The sequence below is a fragment of the Pseudomonas sp. St29 genome, assembly GCF_001547915.1.
GTDB lineage: Bacteria > Pseudomonadota > Gammaproteobacteria > Pseudomonadales > Pseudomonadaceae > Aquipseudomonas.
The window spans coordinates 2,610,193-2,632,799 of sequence record NZ_AP014628.1 but is presented as its reverse complement, the minus strand read 5'-3'; the positions used below and the strand labels follow the sequence as shown (position 1 = coordinate 2,632,799).

Sequence of the window (22,607 nt, the reverse complement as noted above, 5' to 3'; positions counted from 1 at the left end):
AGCCAGCGCCTACAGACGCCCGCTCAGCGGCAGCACATTGCGTAGGAGCTGGCTTGCCGGCGAACAGACCCACAAGCCTTGCACCGATCCAACCGACGCCTTCGCCGGCCAGCCAACGCCTACAGACGCCCGCTCAGCGGCAGCGCATTGCGTAGGAGCCGGCTTGCCGGCGAACAGGCCCGCAAGCCTTGCACCGATCCAACCGGCGTCTTCGTTGGCCAGCCAGCGACTACGATTGGCTCGGCCTCTCCAGGGGAAAGTGCACGCGCACTTCGAAGCCGTCGTCGCGGCCGCTGGCCGGTGAGGCCAGGTGCAGCTGGCCGCCGACGCCGTGGACGATGCTCTGGGCAATCGCCAGGCCCAGGCCCGAGCCGCTGGTTTCGCTGTTGCCACGCACAAAGCGCTCGGTCAGGCGCTGCAGTACTTCCGCCGGCACCCGCGGCCCGCCATTGATCACCCGCAAGCAACCGTCGGCGCCGAGGCTGACCTCTACCGGCTGCGCCGGATCGCCGTATTTCAGGGCGTTCTCGATCAGGTTGCGCAGCAGGATGCCAAAGGCGTCCGGATCGATGGCGGTGCACACCCGGGCCGCCTCCGGCAACTGCAGGTTGATCCGCGCCGCCGCGCCGCGATTCCACTCCTCCACGCCATGGGCCAGCAACGGAATCAGGTCCTCGGGGGTTTGCGAGAGCAGCCCGCCGCCTTCGGCCTTGGCCAATTGCATGAGTTTTTCCGAGAGCCTGGCCAGTTCCCGCAGGGCGTTCTCGATCTTCGCCGCCCGTACCTGCAAGGGTCCCTGCGGCGCTTCCTGGCGCAGGCGCTGGATCTGCGCCAGGGTCGCGGCCAGGGGCGTGCGCAGTTCATGGGCGCTGTTGGCGGTGAAGCTGCGTTCCGCTTCCAGGGCTTTGCGCAGGCGCTCCAGCAGATGATTGACCGCTTCGGCCAACGGGTCGATTTCCGCCGGCAGGCGCGCCACCTGGATCGGCGACAGATCGCCCACGCCGCGCGACTCCACCGCGCGCCGGTAAGCCAGCACGCTGCGCAGGCTGATGCGCACGAACAGCCAGGTGCCCAGCAGGCTGATGGGAATCAGCCCGAGCAAGGGCAGCAACAGGGCCAGCAACGCCTCCCGCGAGGCCTCGCGGCGGTGGGCCAGGGGCTCGGCGATTTCGATGACGATCGAGCCGTTCTCGATGCTGGCGCTGTACAGGCGGTATTTGTCCGTGGTGCTGAAGCCGGGGCTCGGGCGGTGGCTGAAGATCTTCAGCTTGGCGTCGTGGGAGCGCATGAGGATTCTCCCCTCGGCGTCGCGTACCAGGTAGGTCAGGTACTCGCTGTCCATCTTCAGGGTCGCCACGTGCCGCGCCCGGCGCGGCCCGCGACGGTTGCCGATCTCCAGCGCGGCCAGGGGCAGGATGCGCTGGGCGGTGGCTTCCAGGGCGCTGTCGAAGGTTTCGTCCAGCTCGTGCTGGACCACCAGCCAGGTGCCGGCGGTGGCCCCGAGCCAGAGCAGGGTCATGCCCAGGGTCAGGCCCAGGCTCAGGCGTTTCTGCAGGCTGACGGGACGCTTCATGCGGGCATCAGCCGGTAGCCCATGCCACGCACGGTTTCAATCAGCTCGCGGCCGAGCTTCTTGCGCAGGCGGCTGACGTAGACCTCGATGGTGTTGCTCTCGATTTCCGCGCCGAAGGCATACAGCCGCTCCTCCAGCTGGGACTTGGAGAGCAAGGCGCTGGGGCGCTGGACAAAGGCCTCGAACACCGCCCATTCGCGGGCGGTGAGGTCGATGATGCTGCCGTCGCGCTGCACGGTACGGGCGTTCAGGTCCACCTGCAGCTCGCCGAGGCGGATCTGCGGGTTGGGGTTGCCGCTGTAGCGCCGGGCCACCGCGGCGACCCGCGCCGACAGCTCGAACAGGTCGAAGGGCTTGACCAGGTAGTCGTCGGCGCCGGCATTGAGCCCGGCGATGCGCTCGGAAATCTGGTCCTGGGCGGTGAGGATGATCACCGGGGTCACGTCGCCGGCGCCGCGACGCTGGCGCAGAAACTCCAGGCCGCGCCCGTCGGGCAGCATCAGGTCCAGCAGGATCAGGTCATAGGGCGTGCTGGCGACACTGGCCCGGGCCTGCTCCAGGCGCTGCACCCAATCCACGGCGTGGCCATCGTCGGCAATCTGCTCGCGCACCGCGTCCCCCAACCCTGCCGCATCCTCGACCAATAACACCCGCATCGACGCTCTCCTGTACCTGTGTGGTGCTGCACCTTAACCGCTGAACCTGACGCGAATCTGAAGACGCCGCCGGCCTGATCAGGGTAGCCAGTGTCGCGCCTGCGGGATGCGAGGCAGATCAGCAAAAGCCCGAGTCGCCGAGAGCATCACGACCTGAAGTTTTTTCCCGGCCTTCAGGTTGCTGTCAGCTAGACGGCCCAGGCTGCGGCCACATTCAGCAAAAAGGACAGCCTCATGAACAAGCTCCTGATCGCCGGGTGCCTCACCGCGGCCCTGGCCCTGCCGACACTGGCCCAGGCCCGTGAAGTGACCCTGACCACCCAGCTCAAGCCCTACAGCGGCAACGGCGCGTACCTGGCGGTCTACCTCACCGACGCCAGCGGCGCCTACCAGAAGACCCTGTGGGTCGCCGGCAAGAAGGCCAAGTACTACAAGCACCTGTCAGGGTGGGCCCGCAGTGGCGGCGCGGCGGCCGGCCAGTACGACGGCGTCACCGGCGCCAGCGTCGGCAGCGGCGAGACCCTGACGGTCAGCGCCGACCTGGCGGACAGCCTGATCGACGCCGGGTATCAGATCCGCATCGACAGCGCCGTGGAAGACCAGCGCGATGTCCGCGCCGACGTGGTCCTGCCCCTGACCCTCAAGGGCAGCGGGCAACCCGCCAGTGGCAGCACCTACGTGCAGTCCCTGCGCTACGACCTGTAGACCCTGCGCCCCGAGGAGGCCCGACCATGTTGCGCTCGTTGCACTCAATCCCCGGACTGCTGGCCGCCCTGCTGGTGATGCTGCTGGCCATCAGCGGCGCGACCCTGGCGCTGAACCCGGCCCTGGAACGCCTGCAGGCGCCACCGGCGGCGGCTGAAGTCAGCGTCGCGCAGCTGGCCGGGCGCGTGGCCGGTCAGCTGCGCGGGATCGAGCAGATCCGCCGCACGCCCTCCGGCACGCTGATCGTCTACCACCGCGAGCATGGCCAGACCCTGGCCAGCCGCGTCGATCCGCGGACCGGCGCGGTACTGGCGCCCTACACACCCTCGGCCTTTGCCCGCTGGGTCAAGGAACTGCACCGTTCGCTGTTGCTCGACACCCCGGGGCATGTGGTGGCGGCCCTGGGCGCCCTGGCGATGCTGTTGCTGGCGGCGTCCGGCGCACTGCTGCTGGCCCGCCGCGCCGGTGGCTGGAGCAAGCTGCTGCGGCCGTTGCGCGGCAGTTTCAGCCAGCGCTGGCACGCCGAGGTGGGACGCCTGACGCTCCTTGGCCTGCTGCTGTCGGCCCTGAGCGGGCTGTACCTGTCGGCCGGCACCTTGGGCCTGATCGCCGACGACACCCAGAACCAGCCCGCCCTGCCGGCCGCGATCAGCGCCGGCCCGGCCTTGCCGGTGGCGAGTCTCTCGGCGTTGCAGGCCGTGGACCTCAAGGATCTGCGCGAGCTGGTCTACCCCGACCCTGACAGCCCTGGGGATCTGTTCAGCCTGCACACCCGCAGCGGCCAAGGTTATGTCGATCCGGCCAGCGGTGCCCTGCTGGCCTTCCAGCCCGAGGGCGCAATGCAGCAGGTTTCCGGGTTCATCTATCAACTGCACACCGGCGAAGGCCTGTGGTGGCTGGGCCTGCTGCTGGGCGTCAGCGCCCTGGGGGTGCCGCTGATGAGCCTCACCGGCCTGTGGCTGTGGTGGCGCCGGCGTCGCGACGCGGTGGCGATCGACGACAGCTGCCCGGCCGACGCCGCCGACTGCGTGATCCTGGTGGGCAGCGAAAGCAACGGCACCTGGGGCTTTGCCCGGACCCTGCAGCAGGCCCTGGTGGCAGCGGGACGCCGGGTCCACAGCGCGCCGATGAACCAGCTGCACAACGACTACCCCAAGGCCCGCCAGTTGCTGATCCTCACCGCCACCCACGGCGACGGCGATGCCCCGGCCTCGGCCCAGGGCTTTCTCGCACGCCTGCAACAGCGGCCGCTGGCGCCCGACCTGGCGTATGCCGTGCTGGGCTTTGGCGACCGGCAGTTCCCGCGTTTCTGCGGCTTTGCCGAACAGGTGCAGAACGCCCTGGACGCCGGCACGGCGCAGTGCCTGCTGCCCCTGGAAACCATCGATCGCCAGTCGCCCCAGGCGTTCCAGCGCTGGGGCCAAGCCCTGGGCCGGGCCTTGGGCCTGCCCCTGGACCTGCAGCATCAGGCCCACGCCCTGCCCTGCCACCAGTGGCAACTGGTGGAGTCGGTGGCCTATGGCGATCAGGTCCGCCGACGCGGATCCTGCGCTTCAAGGCCGCCGACGGCAGCGGACAGCCGTTGCCCGAGTTCCAGGCCGGCGACCTGGTGGGCATCTTGCCCCCCGGCACGGCCCAGCCCCGCTTCTATTCCCTGGCCAGCAGCCGCGCCGACGGGGTGCTGGAGATCTGCGTGCGCAAGCACCCGGGGGGCCTGTGCTCGGGCTTTCTCCATGAGCTGCACGCAGGCGCGCGAATCCAAGGTTTCATCCAGCCCAATCCGCAGTTTCGTCCGCTCAAGGGCGCGCAGCCGGTGATCCTGATCGGGGCCGGCACCGGCATCGGCCCTCTGGCGGGGTTCATCCGCGGCAACCGGGCCCGGCAGCCGATGCACCTGTATTGGGGCGGGCGTCACCCGGCCTCGGATTTTCTCTACGAGCCGGAACTCAAGGGCTATCTGGCCGACCGGCGCCTGACCGCCCTGCGCGCGGCCTTCTCCCAGGTCCAGGAGCGCGGCTACGTGCAGGACCGGCTGCTGGCCGATGCCCTGGCACTGCGCCGGCTGGTGGAAAAAGGCGCCCAGGTGCTGGTCTGCGGCAGCCGGGAGATGGCCAAGGGCGTGATGCAGGCCCTGGACGAAGTGCTGGCCCCGCTCAACCTCAGCGTACTGACCCTCAAGGCCCAAGGACGTTACCGTGAAGATGTCTACTGAAACCGCCGCACTGCAACGCTACAGCCTCAACGGCCCGACCATGGGCAGCCGCTACAGCGCGCTGTTCTACGCCGCCCCGGGCTTCGCCACCCAGGACCTCGGCGAGCGCCTGGCCCAGGCCGTGGCCAGGGTCGAGCAACAGATGTCGGGCTGGAACCCCCAGTCCGATCTCAACCGCCTCAACGCCGCGCCCCGGCACCGCTGGATCAGCGTGCCGCGGGAGCTGATGCAGGTCATCAGCACCGCGCTGCGGGTCAGCGAGCAATCGCGCGGCGCCTTCGAGATTGGCGTGGGGGAGCTGGTGCGGAACTGGGGCTTTGGCCCCGCGCCGCGGACCCTGGAACCTGCGGCCTTGTGTGAACTGGGCCGGCAGCGCCGCCACTGTGCCGGCAGCGCCCTGGTGCTGGAACCCAGGCGCCACCGCCTGCGCAAGCGCGGCCCACTGCGCCTGGACCTCAACGGCATTGCCAAGGGCTTTGGCGTCGACGAACTGGCCCGGGCCCTGGACGCCTCGGGCATCCGCGACTACCTGGTGGGGATCGACGGCGAAATGCGCGCCCGGGGCCGCAAGCCCGGGGGCCAGCCCTGGAGCGTGGCCGTGGAGAAACCCCTGCGCGGGGAACGCCAGGTCATGGGGGTGATGGAGCTGGAAGATGCAGCCATCGCCACCTCCGGCGACTACCGTCAGTGGGTGGACATCGCCGGACAGTCCTACGCTCATACCCTGGACCCTGGCACCGGCGCGCCCCTGCACAACCGCCTGGCCTCGGTCAGCGTGGTGGCCGGCAGTTGCATGCTGGCCGATGCCTGGGCCACCGCGCTGCTGGTGCTGGGCGAAGTCGAAGGGCCACGGCTGGCCCAGGAGCGCGGCATGGATGCCTTGTTTGTGATCCGCGACGCGGGGCAGTTGCGGGAAGTGTCTATTGTGGGTGGGCAGTTGCAGGCCGACATCGAGGCCCGTTGAAGCCCGGGCCCACCCGACAAATTGTTCAGTGCCCTCCACCTGAGTCCATGGCCGATGAAATTCATGCACCGACACCGCGAACTGCACCGTAACGACCGTATTGGCTGGCTGCGCGCCGCCGTCCTGGGGGCCAACGATGGCATTGTCTCCACCGCCAGCCTGCTGATCGGCGTGGCCGCGGCCAGCGCCAGCCACGGCACGCTGCTGGTCACCGGCATGGCCGGGCTGGTGGCGGGGGCCATGTCGATGGCCGCCGGAGAATACGTGTCCGTGCACTCCCAGGCCGATACCGAACAGGCCGACCTGGCCCGGGAACGCGCCGAACTGGCCAGCGATCACCAGGCCGAACTCAACGAACTGGCCCACATCTACCAGAGCCGCGGCGTCAACCCGGAACTGTCCCGTCAGGTGGCGGTGCAACTGATGGCCCACGATGCCCTGGGGGCTCACGCCCGCGACGAACTGGGTATCAGCGAGGCCCTGGCGGCCAAGCCGCTGCAGGCGGCCCTGGCCTCGGCGGCCAGCTTCGTGGTGGGCGCGGCGCTGCCGCTGGCGGTGACCTTCATCGCCCCGACCCACAGCGTGGTGCCGTGGATTGCCGGCATGTCCCTGGTGTTCCTCGGTGGCCTGGGAGCCGTGGCGGCCAACGCCGGCGGCGCCAGGGTGCTGGCGGGGGCCTGGCGCGTGACCCTCTGGGGCGCCCTGGCCATGGGCCTCACCGCCGCCGTGGGCAGCGTGTTCGGCACTGTGGTCTGACCGTGGGCGAACGGGTCCGAACGCCATGCACCGCCCGTGGGGCCGCCTTCGCTGGCAAGCCAGCTCCTACGGTCGCCCTGACACCGCGCGATATTCCCGTAGGAGCCGGCTTGCCGGCGAACAGGCCCGCAAGCCTTGCACCGTCCATGGCAACGCTTTCGCTGGCAAGCCAGCTCCTACGGTCGCCCTGACACCGCGCGATATTCCCGTGGGAGCCGGCTTGCCGGCGAAAGGGCCCGCAAGCCTTGCACCGTCCATGGCAACGCCTTCGCTGGCAAGCCAGCTCCTACGGTCGCCCTGACACCGCGCGATATTCCCGTAGGAGCCGGCTTGCCGGCGAACAGGCCCGCAAACCTTGCATCGCCCATACGGTCACCTGCGCTTCAGAGCTGATCCGTAGACGGCGGCTTTTTAACACCCTGAAATAGTAAATCCCGCCATCATCAGACTCGGCCGCAGCCGCAATAAGACACCTGAATACGGGCCTTCAGCCCGGTCTTGAGCCTATCCAGGCCAATTCTCAGGCCGCCTGGAAATAAATTCCCCCCACTAATAAGAAACGTCTGAGCTGTCGCTCTTGTTACCATTGCGCACATTTGCGTGAAGCTTTGATGACAGGCAGGTTATTTGTGAAGTTGATCCGTCGTTGCCTACAACACCCTCTTGCTCCCCTGTGCACCTTGTTCGGCCTGCTGTTGCTGGTGCCGATGGGCGCGCGCCTGGCCCTGGGCTGGTCCCACCCGCTGGGCTATCTGTCGGACCTGGCCAGCGCCAGCCTGCTGACCCTGCTGCTGTATCGCCGCCGCTGGTGGCTGGCGCTGCCGGTGCTACTGGTCTGGGCACTCCTGACCCTGGTCAGCGCCGAGCTGGTGAGCGCCGTGGGGCGCATGCCCAACCTCGCCGACCTGCATTACCTGGTGGACCCGCAATTTGTCGGCAACTCCACCGGCGGCGGCCTGACCCACCCCGAGCTGGGGCTGACCCTGCTGCTGGGGCTGGTGCTGTGGCTGGTGGTCCAGCGCAGCAGTCGCGGGGTGCGACGCCCGGCCCTGCCACGGGCGCTGTGGGCCCTGCCGCTGGGGTTGCTCCTGGTCCATGGCACCACCCAGTACCTGAAACCCAGCGAAGCCGACCAGTGGCAGCTGTTCAACCTGCCCCACCAGGCCCTGGCCACCGCCACCGGCCAGGCGCAGATGCGCATCGAAGACTGGCTGCAAGGCGATGTCGCCGACGTGCCGCCGGTGATGACCGGCCTGACCCGGCTGGACCTTGAAGGTCAACCCCTGCTACCCAGCGCCGGTCGCGCGCGCAACGTGCTGCTGATCACCCTGGAAGGCATTCCCGGGGCCTATATCCGCACCAACCGCGAGGCCCTGAACAGCCGCTACCAGGAAGACCTGATGCCCAAGCTCAGCGCCTGGGCCGAGCGCGGCATGAACACCCCGGACTACGTGCTGCACAGCCACCAGACCATCCGCGGCCTGTACGCCATGCTTTGCGGCGACTACGACAAGCTCGACAACGGCACCCCCAAGGGCGTCGAGATGCTCACCCAGAGCCAGCGCAACCAGGCCTGCCTGCCGGCGCAGATGCACAAGTTCGGTTTCAACACCCACTACCTGCAGGGCGCCGGCCTGCGCTTCATGGCCAAGGACAAGATCATGCCGCACATCGGCTTTGATTCGACCCATGGCCTGGAGTGGTTCAAGAACGACAACTACCTGGAATTCCCCTGGGGCAAGGACGACAAGGCCTTCTTCGAAGGCGCCCTGAGCTACGTGGATCAGTTGAAGAAGAAAAAACAGCCATGGATGCTCACCCTGCTGACCGTCGGCACCCACCAGCCCTACTCCGCGCCCGAGGACTACCTGGAGCGCTATGACACGCCCAAGCAGGCGGCAGTCGGTTACCTGGACGACGCCATCGACCAGTTCCTCACGGGGCTGGAGCGCAAGGGCGTGCTCAAGGACACCCTGGTGATCATCACCTCCGACGAGTCCCACGGCATCGACGGCGTGCGCCTGGCCTCGTCCTGGGGCTTCAACCTGATGCTGGCCCCGGACCAGGAGCTGCTGCCCCATCTCAAGTCCGGGACCTACGGCCACGTCGACCTCAGCGCCTCGGTACTCGACTACTTCGGCCTGCCGGTGCCTGCCAGCCTCAGCGGTCGCTCGCTGTTCCGCGACTATGCCCAGGGCCGGGAAATCATGTCCTACACCAACGGCAAGCTGCGTTACCACGACGGCCAGGGCACCTTCACCGAGTGCGACTTCCAGCAACGCTGCCGCTACTACTCAAGCACCGGCTTCATCGCCGACAGCGCCAGCCTGCAGGGCCAGTACGGCGGTCAACGGGCGCGGCAGATCAGCGCCCGGGCCACGCACCTGGACCGCAGCCTGCTGCAGTCGCCGCTGAACCAGCACTATCAGTTCGGCAGCCCGGCAATCATCCCGCTCAAGGCGCAGATCAAGGATGACTGGGCCGACAACCTGATCGGCGCCCAGTACCTGGAAATGCCCAAGGGCTCGCAGACCCGGGTGCGCTTCACCGTGCGCTCCGCCGACCCGCAGCAGAACGCCTACATCCTGCTCAAGGGCAAGGAGCTGGAGCAGGATGTGCCCCTGGGCCTGCCGGAAGAAATGCTGGTGACGCCCGACCAGCCACTGCAGATGGACTTCAGCTTCGACAACCCGCAAACCCGCAAGGCCTTCTCCTTCCACCTGCTGGGCTATGGCCTGGGCGCGGTGGAAGTCAGCGATTTCAGCGTGATCACCGAGTTGCCGGGGCAGACCGAGAGCGTCGAGCCCGAGGACGACAGCAACGCCCACTCCAGCTGAGCCCCGCCGAGCATCGAGCGGCGCCCTTTCGGGTGACGCTCGATGCCCCCTTCTACACGCCCCGCAAAAATATTTTCTTGTACATGAAACTTTTTTTGTACAGGAAAAGTCCGACCGTTGATGTCATTTGAACATCATTGAGCTATCACGCTGCCTCGTCGAGACACAGCCCTGTGAAGCATTCAGTCAACGGTTTAGGAGCGGTCCTTCCTATGTTTTCCAATCTGAGCATTTCGCAAAAGCTCTATGCCGGTTTCGGCGTCGTCCTGCTGATCCTCCTGCTGCTGGTGCTGGCGGCCCTGCGCGGCTTCGATCAAGTCAGCAGCAGTGTCAAAAGCAACATCCACAGCTACGAGGTCCTGAGCCAGTCCGACGCCTTGCTGCGCAGCCTGATCAATGTCGAGACCGGCATGCGCGGTTATGCCCTGACCGGCCGCGACAGCTTCCTCGAACCCCTGGAGCAAGGCGAGAAAGCCTTTGCCGAGGACTACGCGCGGATCAAGAACAGCACCGCCGACAATCCCGAGCAGCAGGCGCGCCTGGAGCGACTCAAGGCCCTGCATGATCAATGGCTGCGCGACGACGTCCAGGCCAACCTGGCCCTGCGCCGGGCGATCAACGCCGGCAGCCAGCCGGCCACCGCCATGGCCGAACAGATCAGCGCCGGTCGCGACAAGGCCAAGATGGACGCCATGCGCCAGCTCACCGATGAATTGCGCGACGCGGAAAAAAGCCTGCAGGACGCCCGCAGCCAGGCCATGGATGACGCCAAGGCCTCGGCCCTGGCCATCCTGATCGGCGGCGGCTTGCTGGCGGCGCTGCTGGCGATGCTGGTCGCCTGGTCGCTGTCCAGCACCCTGGTCGGGCGCCTACGCCAGGCGGTGGACGTGGCCAAGGCCATCGCCGCCGGCCGTCTGGACAGCAGCATCAGCGCCAGCGGGCGTGATGAGGTGAGCAACCTGCTGCACGCCTTCGCCGCCATGCAGGAGCGCCTGCGGAGCATGATCAGCCAGATCAAGCAGGGGGCCGACCAGTTGGTCAGCGCCTCCCAGAGCATTTCCAGCGCCTCGTTGCAGCTCTCGGCCTCGGCCCAGGAGCAGTCCCACTCGGCCTCCTCCATGGCGGCCACGGTGGAAGAACTGACCGTGAGCATCAACCACGTGGCGGACAACGCCGGGGATGCCCACGCCCTGTCCAGCGAGTCCGGGCGCCAGTCCGAGGAAGGCGGCAGCGTGATCCAGGACACCCTGGGCAGCATGCGCCTGATCGCCGAGACGGTGCAGGCCTCGGCCTCCCAGATCGGTGAACTGGGCCAGCACGCCGAGCAGATCTCCAGCATCGTCGGGGTGATCAAGGGCATTGCCGAGCAGACCAACCTGCTGGCCCTGAACGCGGCCATCGAAGCCGCCCGGGCCGGGGAACAGGGGCGCGGCTTCGCCGTGGTGGCCGATGAAGTGCGCCTGCTGGCCCAGCGCACCGCCAATTCGACCCAGGAAATCACCGAGATGGTCGGCAAGATCCAGCTGGGCACCCGAGAGGCGGTGAGCAGCATGGACGTGGGGGTCAATCAGGTGAAAAGCGGCGTCGAACTGGCCCAGCAGGCCGGTGAGGCCATCGTCAATATCCGCACCTCGTCCGGCAACGTGGTGCGAGTGGTGGACCAGATTTCCCTGGCCCTGCGGGAGCAGACCGCTGCCAGCCAGGATGTGGCGCGCAATGTCGAGCGCATCGCCCAGATGTCCCAGCAGAACAGCCAGGCGGTGGAGGAAACCAGCGAAACCGCCCGTTCCCTGCAGCAACTGGCGCAGAACCTGGAACAGCAGGTAAGTGTGTTCAGGCTCTAGGACTGGCACTGCCCGACTCAAGCGCTCGGGCACGCACCAGCATCAGACTCAGCCCCGCACCCAGCAGCAGGACCGCGATCAGCATCAGCCAGGCGCTGGCAAAATCCGCCGCGCCCTGCTGCACGGTGCCGAACAGCACCGGCCCCAGGGCGAACCCGGCGAAGAAGCCTGCCGAGAGCAGACCCGAGGCGCAGGCCGGGCTGCCAAAGGCCGGATCGCGCAGCAGCATGCTCATGGCGATGGCGTTGGTGGCCACGGCGCTCAGGCCCATGCCCAGAGCGCCGAACCACAAGGGCCAGTGCGCCTGAGGCGTGGCCTGGGCAGTCACCGCCAGGGCCAGGCTGGCCAGGAGCATCAGCGTCAGCAGCAGCCAGGACTCCTCGGCCATGCGGGCCGCCAATGGCGTCAGCAGGGTTCGGGCCAGGATGCCCATGACCCCGAACCCGGCGACCATGGCCCCGGTCTCGCCGACCGTCACTCCTTGGCGGGCCGCGAATACCCCAAGAAAGGTCACGAAGGACGAAAGCACCAGGCCGACACACAGCTGCACGCTGAGCAGCAGCGTCAGCCGTGAATTGGGCCGGGGAATCGTCAGGCTCACGGCCTTGTCCACGGCGCTGCCCGGCGCCACCCTGGGCCCCCACAGTGCCAGCAGCAATGTCGGCACAAGCAGGCAGGCCAGGGCAGCGCGCCAGCCCAGGGACCCGGCCAGAGGCGGCAGCAACAGGCCGGCGATCAGCGCGGACAACTGCACCCCGGACTGTTTCAGCCCCACCACCGCGGCCTTGCTGCGGGCCTCGACACACTCGGCCACCAGCAGTTGGGTCACCGGGTTGGCCAGGGCCTGGGCCACTCCGCAGATCGCCAGGGCCAGCAGCGCCCCGGCAAAGCCCGGCAAGCTGACCAGCAGGCCATACCCCGCCAGGGTCGCCCAGAACAGCAAGGCCAGGCCCCAGCGGATGCCGAGTCGGCTGGCCAGCGGCCCCGCCCACAGGGACAGCAATGCCGCCAGGCCAAAGGCGCTGGTCAGCAGCCAGCCCAGCCAGTGGGGCGCAATCCCAAGATCGGCGATCAGCAAGGGCCCGAGGGCGCCGATGGCATAGAAGATCAGCATCGGCAGGCCCATGGCACACACCAGCACCGTACGCAGCCAGAGCCCCCGGGGACTGGCGTTTTTCAAGCTCTGAGGGTTCATCCCTTGCTCCGTGGCAGGTGGCGCGCCGCCGGGTGACGACGCTCACCCCTGCTTGGGAAACAGCTTACTTTCTAGCGAGAATGCTTATCATGCGTGTTCATATGGGAAACGGATCCATTCCCATGGCAAACGCAGAACATCCATTGCAGGAGCGCGAACATGGCCGTTGCACCCGGTTCTTCCCAGTCCTATCGCTTGCCGTGCCACGCACCACGCGAGCACCGCCAGGCCCCGGGCGGCGGGTCACGCCAGCAGTTGCCCCAGGCCCTGGGCGATTGCTACAGCGACAGCCTGCCCCTGGCCCAGGACCTGACCCTGGTGCGCTCGCGCTACCACCCCAATCGCCCCTTGATCGAAGAGGCCAGCAGTTGCCACGCCGGCCGTCTACTGGTGATCACCTGCGCCCTGCAAGGCACCTCGGGCTACCTCGACGCCAAGGGTTCGAGCCTGGTGTTTCGCGCCGGGCACACCAGCGTCAGCGCCTTCCAGGCCAGCCGCGGCGAACGCCGTTATGGCGCCAATGAAACGGTGGAGCAACTGCGCCTGCTGGTGGGCGAAACCCTGCTCCAGCAGTACCTGGGCCCCACCCGGGCTCGCCAGTTGCTGGGCCAGGACGCCGTGCAATTGCTGGCCTGCGGGCCCACCTCCCGGGCCAGTGCCGGCCATCTCAGTGCCCTGGCCCAACCCTGGGGCCGGCAGCAGCCAGCGACGCTGGAGTTGCACATTCACGCCCTGAGCCTGCTGTCCCTGCAATTGCAGGCCCTGGCCCCCGCCCCTGTCGCCCCGGGCCGGCGCCTTAAGGCCGCCGATCTTGAACGGCTGCAGCGGGTACGCGACCTGATGTTCGAGCAGATGCACCAGCCCTTGAGCGTGGCCTATCTGTGCGCCGCTGTGGGGCTGAACGAGTTCAAGCTCAAGCAGGGCCTGCGCGAGCACTACCACACCACGCCGCAGCGCATGCTCCTGGAAATCCGCATGGGCCATGCCCACCGCCTGCTGGAAGGCGGCTGCCAGGTGGCCCAGGCGGCCTATCAGGTGGGCTACCGCTTTCCCGGCAACTTCAGCGCGGCCTTTACCCGGTTCTATGGCAAGTCACCCAAGTCGGTGTTCGGCCCCCGGCGCTGAACCACGGGTAAGACACTGGCGCCGCGAAGGCTTTGCGTCTATTTCTGGTAGGCGTCCCTGGTCACTGGAAACGAGTGCAGCCCATGATCGACCGCCCTACTGCCCCACCGCTCGAACAACTCGCCGCCGCCATGCACGGCAAGCCGTTCATGGTCCTTACCGGCGCCGGCATCAGCACCCCGTCGGGCATCCCCGACTACCGCGACAACGACGGCGTGCGCCGCGGCAAGCAGCCGATGATGTACCAGGAGTTCCTCGGCCAGGCCGAAGCCCGGCGCCGCTACTGGGCCCGGGCCATGCTCGGCTGGCCGCGCATCCGCCAGGCCCGGCCGAATGCTGCGCACCAGGCGTTGGCGCAATTGCAGGCGGCAGGAAGCATCGCCGGGGTGATCACCCAGAATGTCGACACCCTGCACGATCAGGCCGGCAGCCTGGACGTCATCGAGCTGCACGGCAGCCTGCACCGGGTGCTGTGCCTGGACTGCGGCCAACGCAGCCAGCGCGATGCCATCCAGCAGCAGTTGCAGGCGCTCAATCCCTACCTGGCCGGGGTCGACGCGGTGCAGGCACCGGATGGCGACACCCTGCTGGACCCAGCCTTCGAGGAACGCTTCCAGGTGCCCCGCTGCCCCTACTGCGACGGTGACCGCTTGAAGCCCGACGTGGTGTTCTTCGGCGAGAACGTGGCCCAGATCACCGCCGCCCGGGCCTTGAATGCGGTGCACGAGGCCGCCGGCCTGCTGGTGGTGGGCTCATCGCTGATGGCCTACTCGGCGTTTCGCCTGTGCCGCGCCGTGGCGGACCAGGGCAAGCCGCTGCTGGCCATCAACTTCGGCAAGACCCGCGCCGACGAGTTGCTGGACCTCAAGTTCGGCGAGCCCTGTGACCAGCTCCTGCCGCTCCTGGCCGAGCGCCTGCTGGGTTGAATCAGGCGGCGCCCAGGCGCTCGCCGAGGTTCTCCTGGCGCAGGATGTCGAACAGCGCCTGGGCCGCGGTGGACAGCTCTTCCCCAGGCTTGGTCAGGATACCGATGGCCCGCTCCACCACCGGGTCGTCCAGGGTCAGGCAGTGTCCGCCCAACTCGCGCATGTGCTGGGCACACAGGGCCGGCACGGCACTGACGCCCAGGCCGCTGGCAACCATGCGCCCTACGGTCGCCAACTGATGGCTTTCGAATTCCACCGGCAACTGCACGCCCCGGGCCCGCAGGTGGTCTTCGAGCATCACCCGCACCGTGGACGGCCGCTGCAGGGTGATAAAGGGCTCCTGCAGCAAGGTCCGCCAGTCGATGCGGCTGCGCTGCGCCAGGGGCGAATCCTGGGGCACCACGGCCACGAAACGGTCGACGTACAGCGGGGTGAACAGCAGGGAGCTGCTGTCCTGAGGCTCGAAGGCCACCCCCAGCTCCACCTCGCGGTCGCGGACCATCTCCAGCACCTGCTCGTTGACCACGTCGTTGACCGTGACGTTGACCTGGGGGTAACGGGCGCGAAAGTGCTTGAGGATCGGCGGCAGCAGGTTGCCGGCAAAGGACGGCATGGCCGCCACCGTGACCCGCCCGCGCTGCAGGGTGAAACGCTGGCGCAGCTCGTCCTCGGCGTTGTCCCAATCGGCGATCAGCCGTCGCGCCAGGGGCAGCAGCGCCTCGCCTTCCGGGGTCAGCGCCACATTGCGCGTATTGCGCGTGAACAGGCGCCCGCCCAGCCCTTCTTCCAGGGCCTTGATGGTCAGGCTCAGGGCCGACTGCGACAAGTGCAGGCGCTCACAGGCCAGGGCAAAACTCAAACTGTGGGCCACCGCCAGAAAGGCCCGTATCTGTTTAACCGTCATCTCTCATCCTCGGGAGGGCAGCGGCAAGCTATAAGCTTCAAGCCGCAAGCTTGTAGCCTGGAGCTTGCAGCTTGCAGCTTGCAGCTTGCAGCTTGCAGCTTGCAGCTTGCAGCTTGCAGCTTGCAGCTGATTATGCTGTTTTTAAAATCAATCAACCTTAAAAATCAACTTAACAAATCAATCCAGCAGCGCAACACTGATCCGCAAACGGCTGGCCAGCCGCCAACGAACAAGAAAGAGGATGGTGCAAATGGCAGGTTTCGATAAGCGTGTGGCGTCCTACGAGGAAGCCCTGGAAGGTCTGCAAGACGGCATGACCGTGATCGCCGGCGGCTTCGGCCTGTGCGGTATCCCCGAGAACCTGATCGCCGAGATCAAGCGCCGCGGCACCCGCGACCTGACGGTGGTGTCGAACAACTGCGGGGTCGACGGTTTCGGCCTGGGGGTGCTGCTGGAAGACCGCCAGATCAGCAAGGTGGTCGCTTCCTATGTGGGTGAAAACGCCCTGTTCGAGAAACAGCTGCTCAGCGGCGAGATCGAAGTGGTGCTGACCCCCCAAGGCACCCTGGCGGAAAAAATGCGCGCTGGCGGCGCCGGCATCCCGGCCTTCTTCACCGCCACCGGCGTCGGCACCCCGGTGGCCGAAGGCAAGGAAACCCGCGAATTCAAGGGCCGCACCTACCTGATGGAAGAGTCCATCACCGGTGACTTCGCCATCGTCAAGGGCTGGAAGGCCGACCATTTCGGCAACGTGATCTATCGCCACACCGCACAGAACTTCAACCCCCTGGCGGCCACCGCCGGCAAGATCACCGTGGTCGAAGTGGAAGAAATCGTCGAGCCGGGCGAGCTGGACCCGACGCAGATCCACACCCCCGGCATCTACGTCGACCGGGTCATCTGCGGCACCTTCGAGAAGCGCATCGAACAGCGCACCGTGCGCAAGTGATCGCCCTTCCCCAGCCCGACTAACAAGGACAACCAACATGGCTCTTACCCGCGAACAAATGGCTCAGCGCGTCGCACGCGAACTGCAGGACGGCTTCTACGTCAACCTCGGCATCGGCATCCCGACCCTGGTGGCCAACTACATCCCCGAAGGCATGGAAGTCATGCTGCAGTCGGAAAACGGCCTGCTCGGCATGGGCGCCTTCCCTACCGAAGACCAGGTCGACGCCGACATGATCAACGCCGGCAAGCAGACGGTCACCGCGCGCATCGGCGCCTCGATCTTCTCCTCCGCCGAATCCTTCGCGATGATCCGCGGCGGGCATATCGACCTCACCGTGCTCGGCGCCTTCGAGGTGGACGTGCAGGGCAACATCGCCTCGTGGATGATCCCCGGCAAGCTGGTCAAGGGCATGGGCGGCGCCATGGACCTGGTGGCCGGTGCCGAGAACATCATCGTGACCATGACCCACGCCTCGAAAGACGGCGAATCCAAGCTGCTGAACCGCTGCAGCCTGCCGCTGACCGGCGCCCAGTGCATCAAGCGCGTGCTCACCGACCTGGCCTACCTGGAGATCGAGAACGGCGCCTTCATCCTCAAGGAGCGCGCCCCCGGGGTCAGCGTCGAGGAAATCGTCAGCAAGACCGCCGGCAAGCTGATCGTGCCGGACCACGTGCCTGAAATGCAGTTCGCCTGAGGAGCCCCAACATGCAAGACGTCGTCATCGTTGCCGCCACCCGTACCGCCGTGGGCAGTTTCCAGGGCTCCCTGGCGGGCATTCCCGCCGTTGACCTGGGCGCCGCGGTGATCCGCCAGCTGCTGGCCCAGACCGGCATCGACCCGGCCCAGGTCGACGAAGTGATCATGGGCCAGGTGCTCACCGCCGGCGCCGGGCAGAACCCCGCGCGCCAGGCCGCGATCAAGGCCGGCCTGCCCCACGCCGTGCCTGCCATGACCCTGAACAAGGTCTGCGGCTCGGGCCTCAAGGCCCTGCACCTGGCCGCCCAGGCCATCCGCTGCGGCGATGCCGAGGTGATGATCGCCGGCGGCCAGGAAAACATGAGCCTGTCCAACTACGTGCTGCCCGGCGCCCGCACCGGCCTGCGCATGGGCCACAGCCCGATGATCGATACCATGATCAGCGACGGCCTGTGGGACGCCTTCAACGACTACCACATGGGCATCACCGCCGAGAACCTGGTGGACAAATACGCCATCAGCCGTGAAGCCCAGGACGCCTTCGCCGCCGCGTCCCAGCAAAAAGCCGTGGCCGCCATCGAGGCCGGGCGTTTTGTCGACGAGATCACCCCGATCCTGATTCCCCAGCGCAAGGGCGAGCCGCTGAGCTTCGCTACCGACGAACAACCGCGCCCCGGCACCACCGCCGAGGCCCTGGCCAAACTCAAGCCGGCGTTCAAGAAAGACGGCACGGTGACCGCCGGCAACGCCTCGTCGCTGAACGATGGCGCCGCCGCGGTCATGCTGATGAGCGCCAGCAAGGCCCGGGCACTGGGCCTGCCGGTACTGGCCCGGATCGCCGCCTACGCCAACGCCGGGGTCGACCCGGCGATCATGGGCATCGGCCCGGTGTCGGCCACCCGCCGCTGCCTGGACAAGGCCGGCTGGCCCCTGGACCAGCTGGACCTGATCGAAGCCAACGAAGCCTTCGCCGCGCAATCGCTGTCGGTAGGCAAGGAGCTGGAATGGGATGCGAGCAAGGTCAACGTCAACGGCGGCGCGATTGCCATCGGCCACCCGATTGGCGCGTCGGGCTGCCGGGTGCTGGTGACCCTGCTGCATGAAATGCTCAAGCGCGATGCCAAGAAAGGCCTGGCGACCCTGTGCATCGGCGGCGGCCAGGGCGTGGCACTGGCCATCGAACGCTAACGCTTCCTCCGTGGCGAGGGAGCTTGCTCCCTCCCACACTAGAGGCGCTGTTGCAGTTACAGCGCTTGCACCAGCCTGCTCAACTGCTCATCCAGACGCCCCGCCTCGCCCCGCAACGACTCGCAGAACCCCTCGACAAAACTCGATGACGGCCGGTAATCCGGGCGGATCAGCATCACCCGGTACGGCACCGAAAACTCCAGCGGCCGGATCGCCAGACCGCGCCCGACCTCCTCCATGGCGCTCAAGGGATTGATGATCGATACCCCGAGTGTCTGCCGCACCATGGCGCACACCGAGGCGGCGTTGGTGGTTTCCACCACCACCCGGCGATCGACCCCGGCCTGGCGAAAGTGCTCGTCCAGGGTCTGCCGGTAGATATCCAGGCCCGAGAGGTTGATGAAGTCCTGGCCGCGAAAGTCTTCCAGCGCCAGCCGTGGCTTGGCCAGCAGCGGATGGTCGTCGGCGAGGATGCAGACCATGTCGGCGCAGAACAGCAACTCGCCCTGGGTGCCCCGGGGCAGGTGCTCGCTTTCGGTCAGGCCCAGGTCATGGCGCTGGGCGCTGAGGGATTCTTCCAGCAGCGGCGACTCCTGGGCGGTGATGCTCAGGCCGATCCCCGGATGCTGTTGCAAAAAGCGCTTGCACACTCGGGGCAGCAGGGTCTGGGAGAACAGCGGCAGGCAGCTCAGGCTCAACTGGCCGTGTTCGAAACGGCGGATCGACTGGGCCACGCTGTTGATCCGCTCCAGCCCCACATAGGCCCGCTCCACTTCTTCCAGCAACAGCAGGGCCTGGGCCGTGGGCAGCAGGCGTCCGCCTTCGCGGTCGAACAGGCGCAGCCCGGAAAGGCTTTCCAGCCGCGCCAGTTCGCGGCTGACCGTGGGTTGCGAGGTAAACAGCAAGCGTGCAGCACCGGTGACGCTGCCGGCCTGCATGATGGCGCGGAAGACTTCGATATGGCGCAGGGAAATGTCCATCAACAGAGGCTCGTTCGATCAACCAGCCCATATCAAATATGAATCGACCAATAAAGAATAGATATTTTATTGAATAGCCAATCATCGGCATGCTGCAACCACTCTCACTGACCACAGATTGCAATCGCCATGGCCATACCCTTCGCCCCCGCTCAACTCGCTGCCGCCGCCCGTCAATATGGCACTCCGCTGTGGTGCTACGACGCCGCCACCATCCAGGCGCGCATCGCCCAATTGCAGGCCTTCGACGTGGTGCGCTACGCCCAGAAGGCCTCGTCCAACCTGCACCTGCTGCGCCTGATCCGCGAAGCCGGGGTGCGGGTCGATGCCGTCTCCCTGGGGGAAATCGAGCGTGCCCTGCTGGCCGGCTTCAGCCCGGTGGAGGCCGGTATCGTCTTCACCTGCGACCTGTTCGACGAAGCCACCCTCAAGCGCGTGGTGGAGCTGCAAGTGGAAGTCAACGCCGGCTCGATCGACATGCTGCGCCAACTCGGGGAGCAGTCCCCGGGGCACCGGGTGTGGCTGCGGATCAACCCGGGCTTCGGCCACGGTCACAGCCGCAAGACCAACACCGGCGGCGAGAACAGCAAGCACGGCATCTGGCACGACCAGGTCGGCGAGGCCCTGGCGGTGATCCGCCAACACGGCCTGCACCTGGTGGGCCTGCACATGCACATCGGCTCCGGGGTCGATTACGACCACCTGGAGCAAGTGGGCGCGGCCATGGTGGCGGCGGTGAAATCCCTGGACCACGACATCGAGGCCTTTTCCATCGGCGGCGGCCTGTCTACCCCCTACCGCGACGGTGACACCCCGGTGGACGTGCAGCGCTACGCCAATGCCTGGAAGGTCGCGCGCCAGGAGATCGAGGCCTACCTGGGCCACGGCGTGCGCATGGAGATCGAACCCGGGCGCTTCCTGGTGGCCGAGGCCGGCTGCCTGGTCAGCGAAGTGCGGGTGGTGAAAACCGCCGGCCAGCATCACTTCGTGCTGGTGGACACCGGTTTCAACGACCTGATGCGCCCGGCCATGTACGGCGCCTACCACGGCATGAGCCTGCTGGACGCCGCCGGCCAGGCGGTGGACCGCCCGCAGCAACTGACCGTGGTCGGCGGTCCGCTGTGCGAGTCCGGCGACATCTTCACCCAGGATGACGAATGCCTGACCCCGCGCCTGCTGCCCCAGGCCCGGGTCGGCGACCTGCTGGTGCTGCACGACACCGGCGCCTACGGCGCCAGCATGTCCTCCAACTACAACAGCCGGCCGCTGCTGCCGGAAGTGCTGTTCAGCAACGGCCAGCCACGGCTGATTCGCCGGCGCCAGCCCCTGGCGGACCTGCTGGCGCTGGAACTGGGGCTGTAACGCCCCGCTACCAGGGCTCCAGCTGCAGCCGTTGCGGCTGGTTGTCCACGCTGTCGTCCTGCTTGCGGGTCACCAGTGGCTCGCCGTCGGCACCGTAGAACTGCACCACCAGTTGAGCGTGATCGGGTTTCACGTCCAGGCGGGCAAAGTTGTCCGCCTGGGTGAAGGCCCAGGTGTGGTAGTCCATGGTCTGCGTACCGTCGAAGAGCGCAAAGCTGTCCGGCGTCTGCGGTGCCGTCGAGTCGTGCACGTACCCGGCCGGATCGCCGTCGGCAAAGGGAAAGGGCCAGTAGAACGCCGACGAGGTGACCGCGAAGCACTTCAACCCCTGCCCCGCGGCGCTGAACTGCAAGCGGGAAATGTTCGAGCAGTGAATGTCCCCGGAAAGGAACACCACGTTCTGCACCTGATGCTCGACCAGGGTTTCCAGTACGGTGCGGCGCGTGGTGGGGAAAGCCGACCAGGAGTCACTGTCGTTCTTGTGGCGCACGGCATCAGAGTCTGTGCCCACGGTATCCACACCGTTGGGCACAAAGACGCTGGAAGTGACCACGAACTTGGGCACGTTGCCCCGATCCTCCTGCATGTGCCGCAACCAGGCACACAGCCGGTCGAGCTGACCCGGTTCGCTGGGGTGCAGCGAGGGGCGGCCCAGCAGGTGGTTGTCGTCCAGGGCGTCCGGCACATCGTCGAGAAAGCGCTGGGTACGGGTGTCGAGGACGAAGAACGGGTAGTCGCCACAGGAGAAGTCGTAGAACAGCTGGTTGGTCTGCAAGTGCTGCAGGTACTTGTCGTCACCGGTCATGGCCCGGCCATGGACATAGCTGTCGGCAAAGCGGGGTCCATGGCTCCACTGGTAGCTCATGTAGGCGCCCATGGCGAGGTTGAACAGCAGGCGCTTGTCACGGTCCTTGCGAATCCGGTCCTGGGTCCAGTTGTCCTCGATCTCGTGGTCGTCGAGGATCATGTAGGTGGGCAGGTGGGCCAGCAATTGGCGGATGTTCGGCGAGCCGAAGGCGCTGTGGTAGCGCTCCTCGAATTCCTCGAACGTATCCGCCAGCCCCACCGGCACCAGGCGGTTGAACAGGTCGGCATAAATCTGGTCACCCACCATCAGCACCAGTTGCGCATCCCCATGGTCGGCCAGCATCGGCCCGAAGATGGTGTCGGAATTCTTGCGTTTCCACAGCAGCCCCGGGTAGCGGCAAGACCCCAGCAGAAAGCTCAGGGGCGCTGGTTTGGCGCCGGCACTGGGGTGGGTTGTGAACTCGGCTTCGACGTACATCTTGTCGGCCCCGGTGCGGTTCAGATCATTGGCCCAGGCGCCAGGCTCGGGCAGACGCTGCACCACCGACTCGCTGGACACATCATCATCGTTGCTGCCCGCGTCATCGACGTTGAGCGAGGCCATGCGCACCCGGTAACGGGTGCCCGGCGTCAGCACAAAGGGCTTGAGCTGCTTGCGCGCGGCCTCGTTGCCCCACAGGCTGGTGTCGACCCCGAGATTGAAGGTGCCGGTGCGGTGGTACTCACGCCGCAAGCGAAAGTAGAAGATGTTGTCCGCCGCGACCCGGCCGTTGCTGCTCACCACGCCAATGACGCCGATGGTGCGGATGTCCTCCGCCACGCCCTTCTCGTCCAGGGCATCGGACGCGGCGATCCATAAACGGCAGGAAGTGTCGGTGGTGTGCCCGACGATCGGGCCTAAGGAAGGAGTGCGAAGGGTGCTCAC

Annotated in this window: 17 protein-coding genes and 1 pseudogene; 12 read left to right on the top strand and 6 right to left on the bottom strand. The window is 66.9% G+C overall.

Annotation, left to right across the window (positions count from 1 at the left end; all coding sequences use genetic code 11):
• Window positions 1-229 precede the first annotated feature (229 nt).
• Entirely contained in the window at window positions 230-1,573 is a 1,344-nt protein-coding gene (locus PST29_RS11925; RefSeq protein WP_060843177.1) for a sensor histidine kinase, read from the bottom strand.
• Window positions 1,570-2,229, bottom strand: a complete 660-nt coding sequence (locus PST29_RS11920) for a response regulator transcription factor (protein ID WP_060838654.1) — start codon at window positions 2,227-2,229, stop codon at window positions 1,570-1,572. The genes PST29_RS11925 and PST29_RS11920 overlap by 4 nt, the downstream gene beginning before the upstream one ends.
• Window positions 2,230-2,463: 234 nt before the next feature.
• On the opposite strand from PST29_RS11920, the gene PST29_RS11915 reads away from it, so the two are divergent.
• The 6 genes and pseudogenes from PST29_RS11915 (at window position 2,464) to PST29_RS11890 (ending at window position 11,547) form a co-directional block, all read left to right on the top strand.
• Entirely contained in the window at window positions 2,464-2,934 is a 471-nt protein-coding gene (locus PST29_RS11915) for a DUF2271 domain-containing protein (RefSeq protein ID WP_060843176.1), read from the top strand.
• A gap of 26 nt (window positions 2,935-2,960) precedes the next feature.
• Window positions 2,961-5,146 (top strand): annotated as a pseudogene (locus PST29_RS11910) (PepSY domain-containing protein).
• The gene (locus tag PST29_RS11905) at window positions 5,136-6,110 is read left to right on the top strand and encodes an FAD:protein FMN transferase (RefSeq protein ID WP_060843175.1); all 975 of its coding nucleotides are present in this window, start codon (window positions 5,136-5,138) and stop codon (window positions 6,108-6,110) included. Before PST29_RS11910 ends, PST29_RS11905 begins: the two are co-directional and overlap by 11 nt.
• Window positions 6,111-6,164: 54 nt before the next feature.
• Window positions 6,165-6,866: a VIT1/CCC1 transporter family protein gene (locus PST29_RS11900; RefSeq protein ID WP_060838650.1), complete on the top strand. Its 702-nt coding sequence runs from the start codon at window positions 6,165-6,167 to the stop codon at window positions 6,864-6,866.
• Between the two features lie 611 nt (window positions 6,867-7,477).
• Entirely contained in the window at window positions 7,478-9,703 is a 2,226-nt protein-coding gene (locus PST29_RS11895; protein WP_060843174.1) for an LTA synthase family protein, read from the top strand.
• A gap of 212 nt (window positions 9,704-9,915) precedes the next feature.
• Window positions 9,916-11,547, top strand: a complete 1,632-nt coding sequence (locus tag PST29_RS11890; RefSeq protein ID WP_060843173.1) for a methyl-accepting chemotaxis protein — start codon at window positions 9,916-9,918, stop codon at window positions 11,545-11,547.
• Here PST29_RS11890 and PST29_RS11885 read toward each other — a convergent pair.
• Window positions 11,537-12,742 (bottom strand): MFS transporter, encoded by a 1,206-nt coding sequence (locus PST29_RS11885; protein WP_060843172.1) that lies wholly within the window; start codon window positions 12,740-12,742, stop codon window positions 11,537-11,539. The genes PST29_RS11890 and PST29_RS11885 overlap by 11 nt on opposite strands.
• 159 nt (window positions 12,743-12,901) lie before the next feature.
• On the opposite strand from PST29_RS11885, the gene PST29_RS11880 reads away from it, so the two are divergent.
• Together PST29_RS11880 and PST29_RS11875 are read left to right on the top strand one after the other, a co-directional pair.
• The gene (locus PST29_RS11880; protein ID WP_060843171.1) at window positions 12,902-13,867 is read left to right on the top strand and encodes a helix-turn-helix transcriptional regulator; all 966 of its coding nucleotides are present in this window, start codon (window positions 12,902-12,904) and stop codon (window positions 13,865-13,867) included.
• 83 nt (window positions 13,868-13,950) lie between these two features.
• Entirely contained in the window at window positions 13,951-14,793 is an 843-nt protein-coding gene (locus PST29_RS11875; protein WP_060838645.1) for an NAD-dependent protein deacetylase, read from the top strand.
• 1 nt (window position 14,794) lies between these two features.
• Here the strand turns inward: PST29_RS11875 and PST29_RS11870 are convergent, their stop codons facing one another.
• Entirely contained in the window at window positions 14,795-15,697 is a 903-nt protein-coding gene (locus tag PST29_RS11870; protein WP_060838644.1) for a LysR family transcriptional regulator, read from the bottom strand.
• A 250-nt stretch (window positions 15,698-15,947) separates the two neighbouring features.
• Between PST29_RS11870 and PST29_RS11865 the strand changes: the two genes are divergently transcribed.
• Genes PST29_RS11865 through PST29_RS11855 form a run of 3 tightly spaced genes read left to right on the top strand, consistent with a single transcriptional unit; the run spans window position 15,948 to window position 18,533 of the window.
• Window positions 15,948-16,646 carry a CoA transferase subunit A gene (locus PST29_RS11865; protein WP_060841913.1) on the top strand — a complete coding sequence of 233 codons (699 nt, stop codon included), beginning with the start codon at window positions 15,948-15,950 and terminating at the stop codon, window positions 16,644-16,646.
• Window positions 16,647-16,683: 37 nt separating this feature from the next.
• A complete protein-coding gene (locus tag PST29_RS11860; RefSeq protein ID WP_060838643.1) occupies window positions 16,684-17,343 on the top strand; it encodes a CoA transferase subunit B in 660 nt (219 codons plus the stop codon).
• 11 nt (window positions 17,344-17,354) lie between these two features.
• Window positions 17,355-18,533, top strand: a complete 1,179-nt coding sequence (locus PST29_RS11855; protein WP_060843170.1) for an acetyl-CoA C-acetyltransferase — start codon at window positions 17,355-17,357, stop codon at window positions 18,531-18,533.
• A 56-nt stretch (window positions 18,534-18,589) separates the two neighbouring features.
• Here PST29_RS11855 and PST29_RS11850 read toward each other — a convergent pair whose 3' ends face one another.
• Complete coding sequence (locus PST29_RS11850; RefSeq protein ID WP_060843169.1) at window positions 18,590-19,513, bottom strand: LysR family transcriptional regulator; 924 nt, start codon at window positions 19,511-19,513, stop codon at window positions 18,590-18,592.
• A 129-nt stretch (window positions 19,514-19,642) separates the two neighbouring features.
• Here PST29_RS11850 and lysA point away from each other — a divergent pair, with 129 nt between their 5' ends.
• On the top strand, window positions 19,643-20,875 hold the full coding sequence (lysA, locus tag PST29_RS11845) for a diaminopimelate decarboxylase (RefSeq protein ID WP_060843168.1): 1,233 nt from the start codon (window positions 19,643-19,645) through the stop codon (window positions 20,873-20,875).
• Between the two features lie 7 nt (window positions 20,876-20,882).
• Here the strand turns inward: lysA and PST29_RS11840 are convergent, their stop codons facing one another.
• Window positions 20,883-22,607 carry an alkaline phosphatase D family protein gene (locus tag PST29_RS11840; RefSeq protein ID WP_060843167.1) on the bottom strand — a complete coding sequence of 575 codons (1,725 nt, stop codon included), beginning with the start codon at window positions 22,605-22,607 and terminating at the stop codon, window positions 20,883-20,885.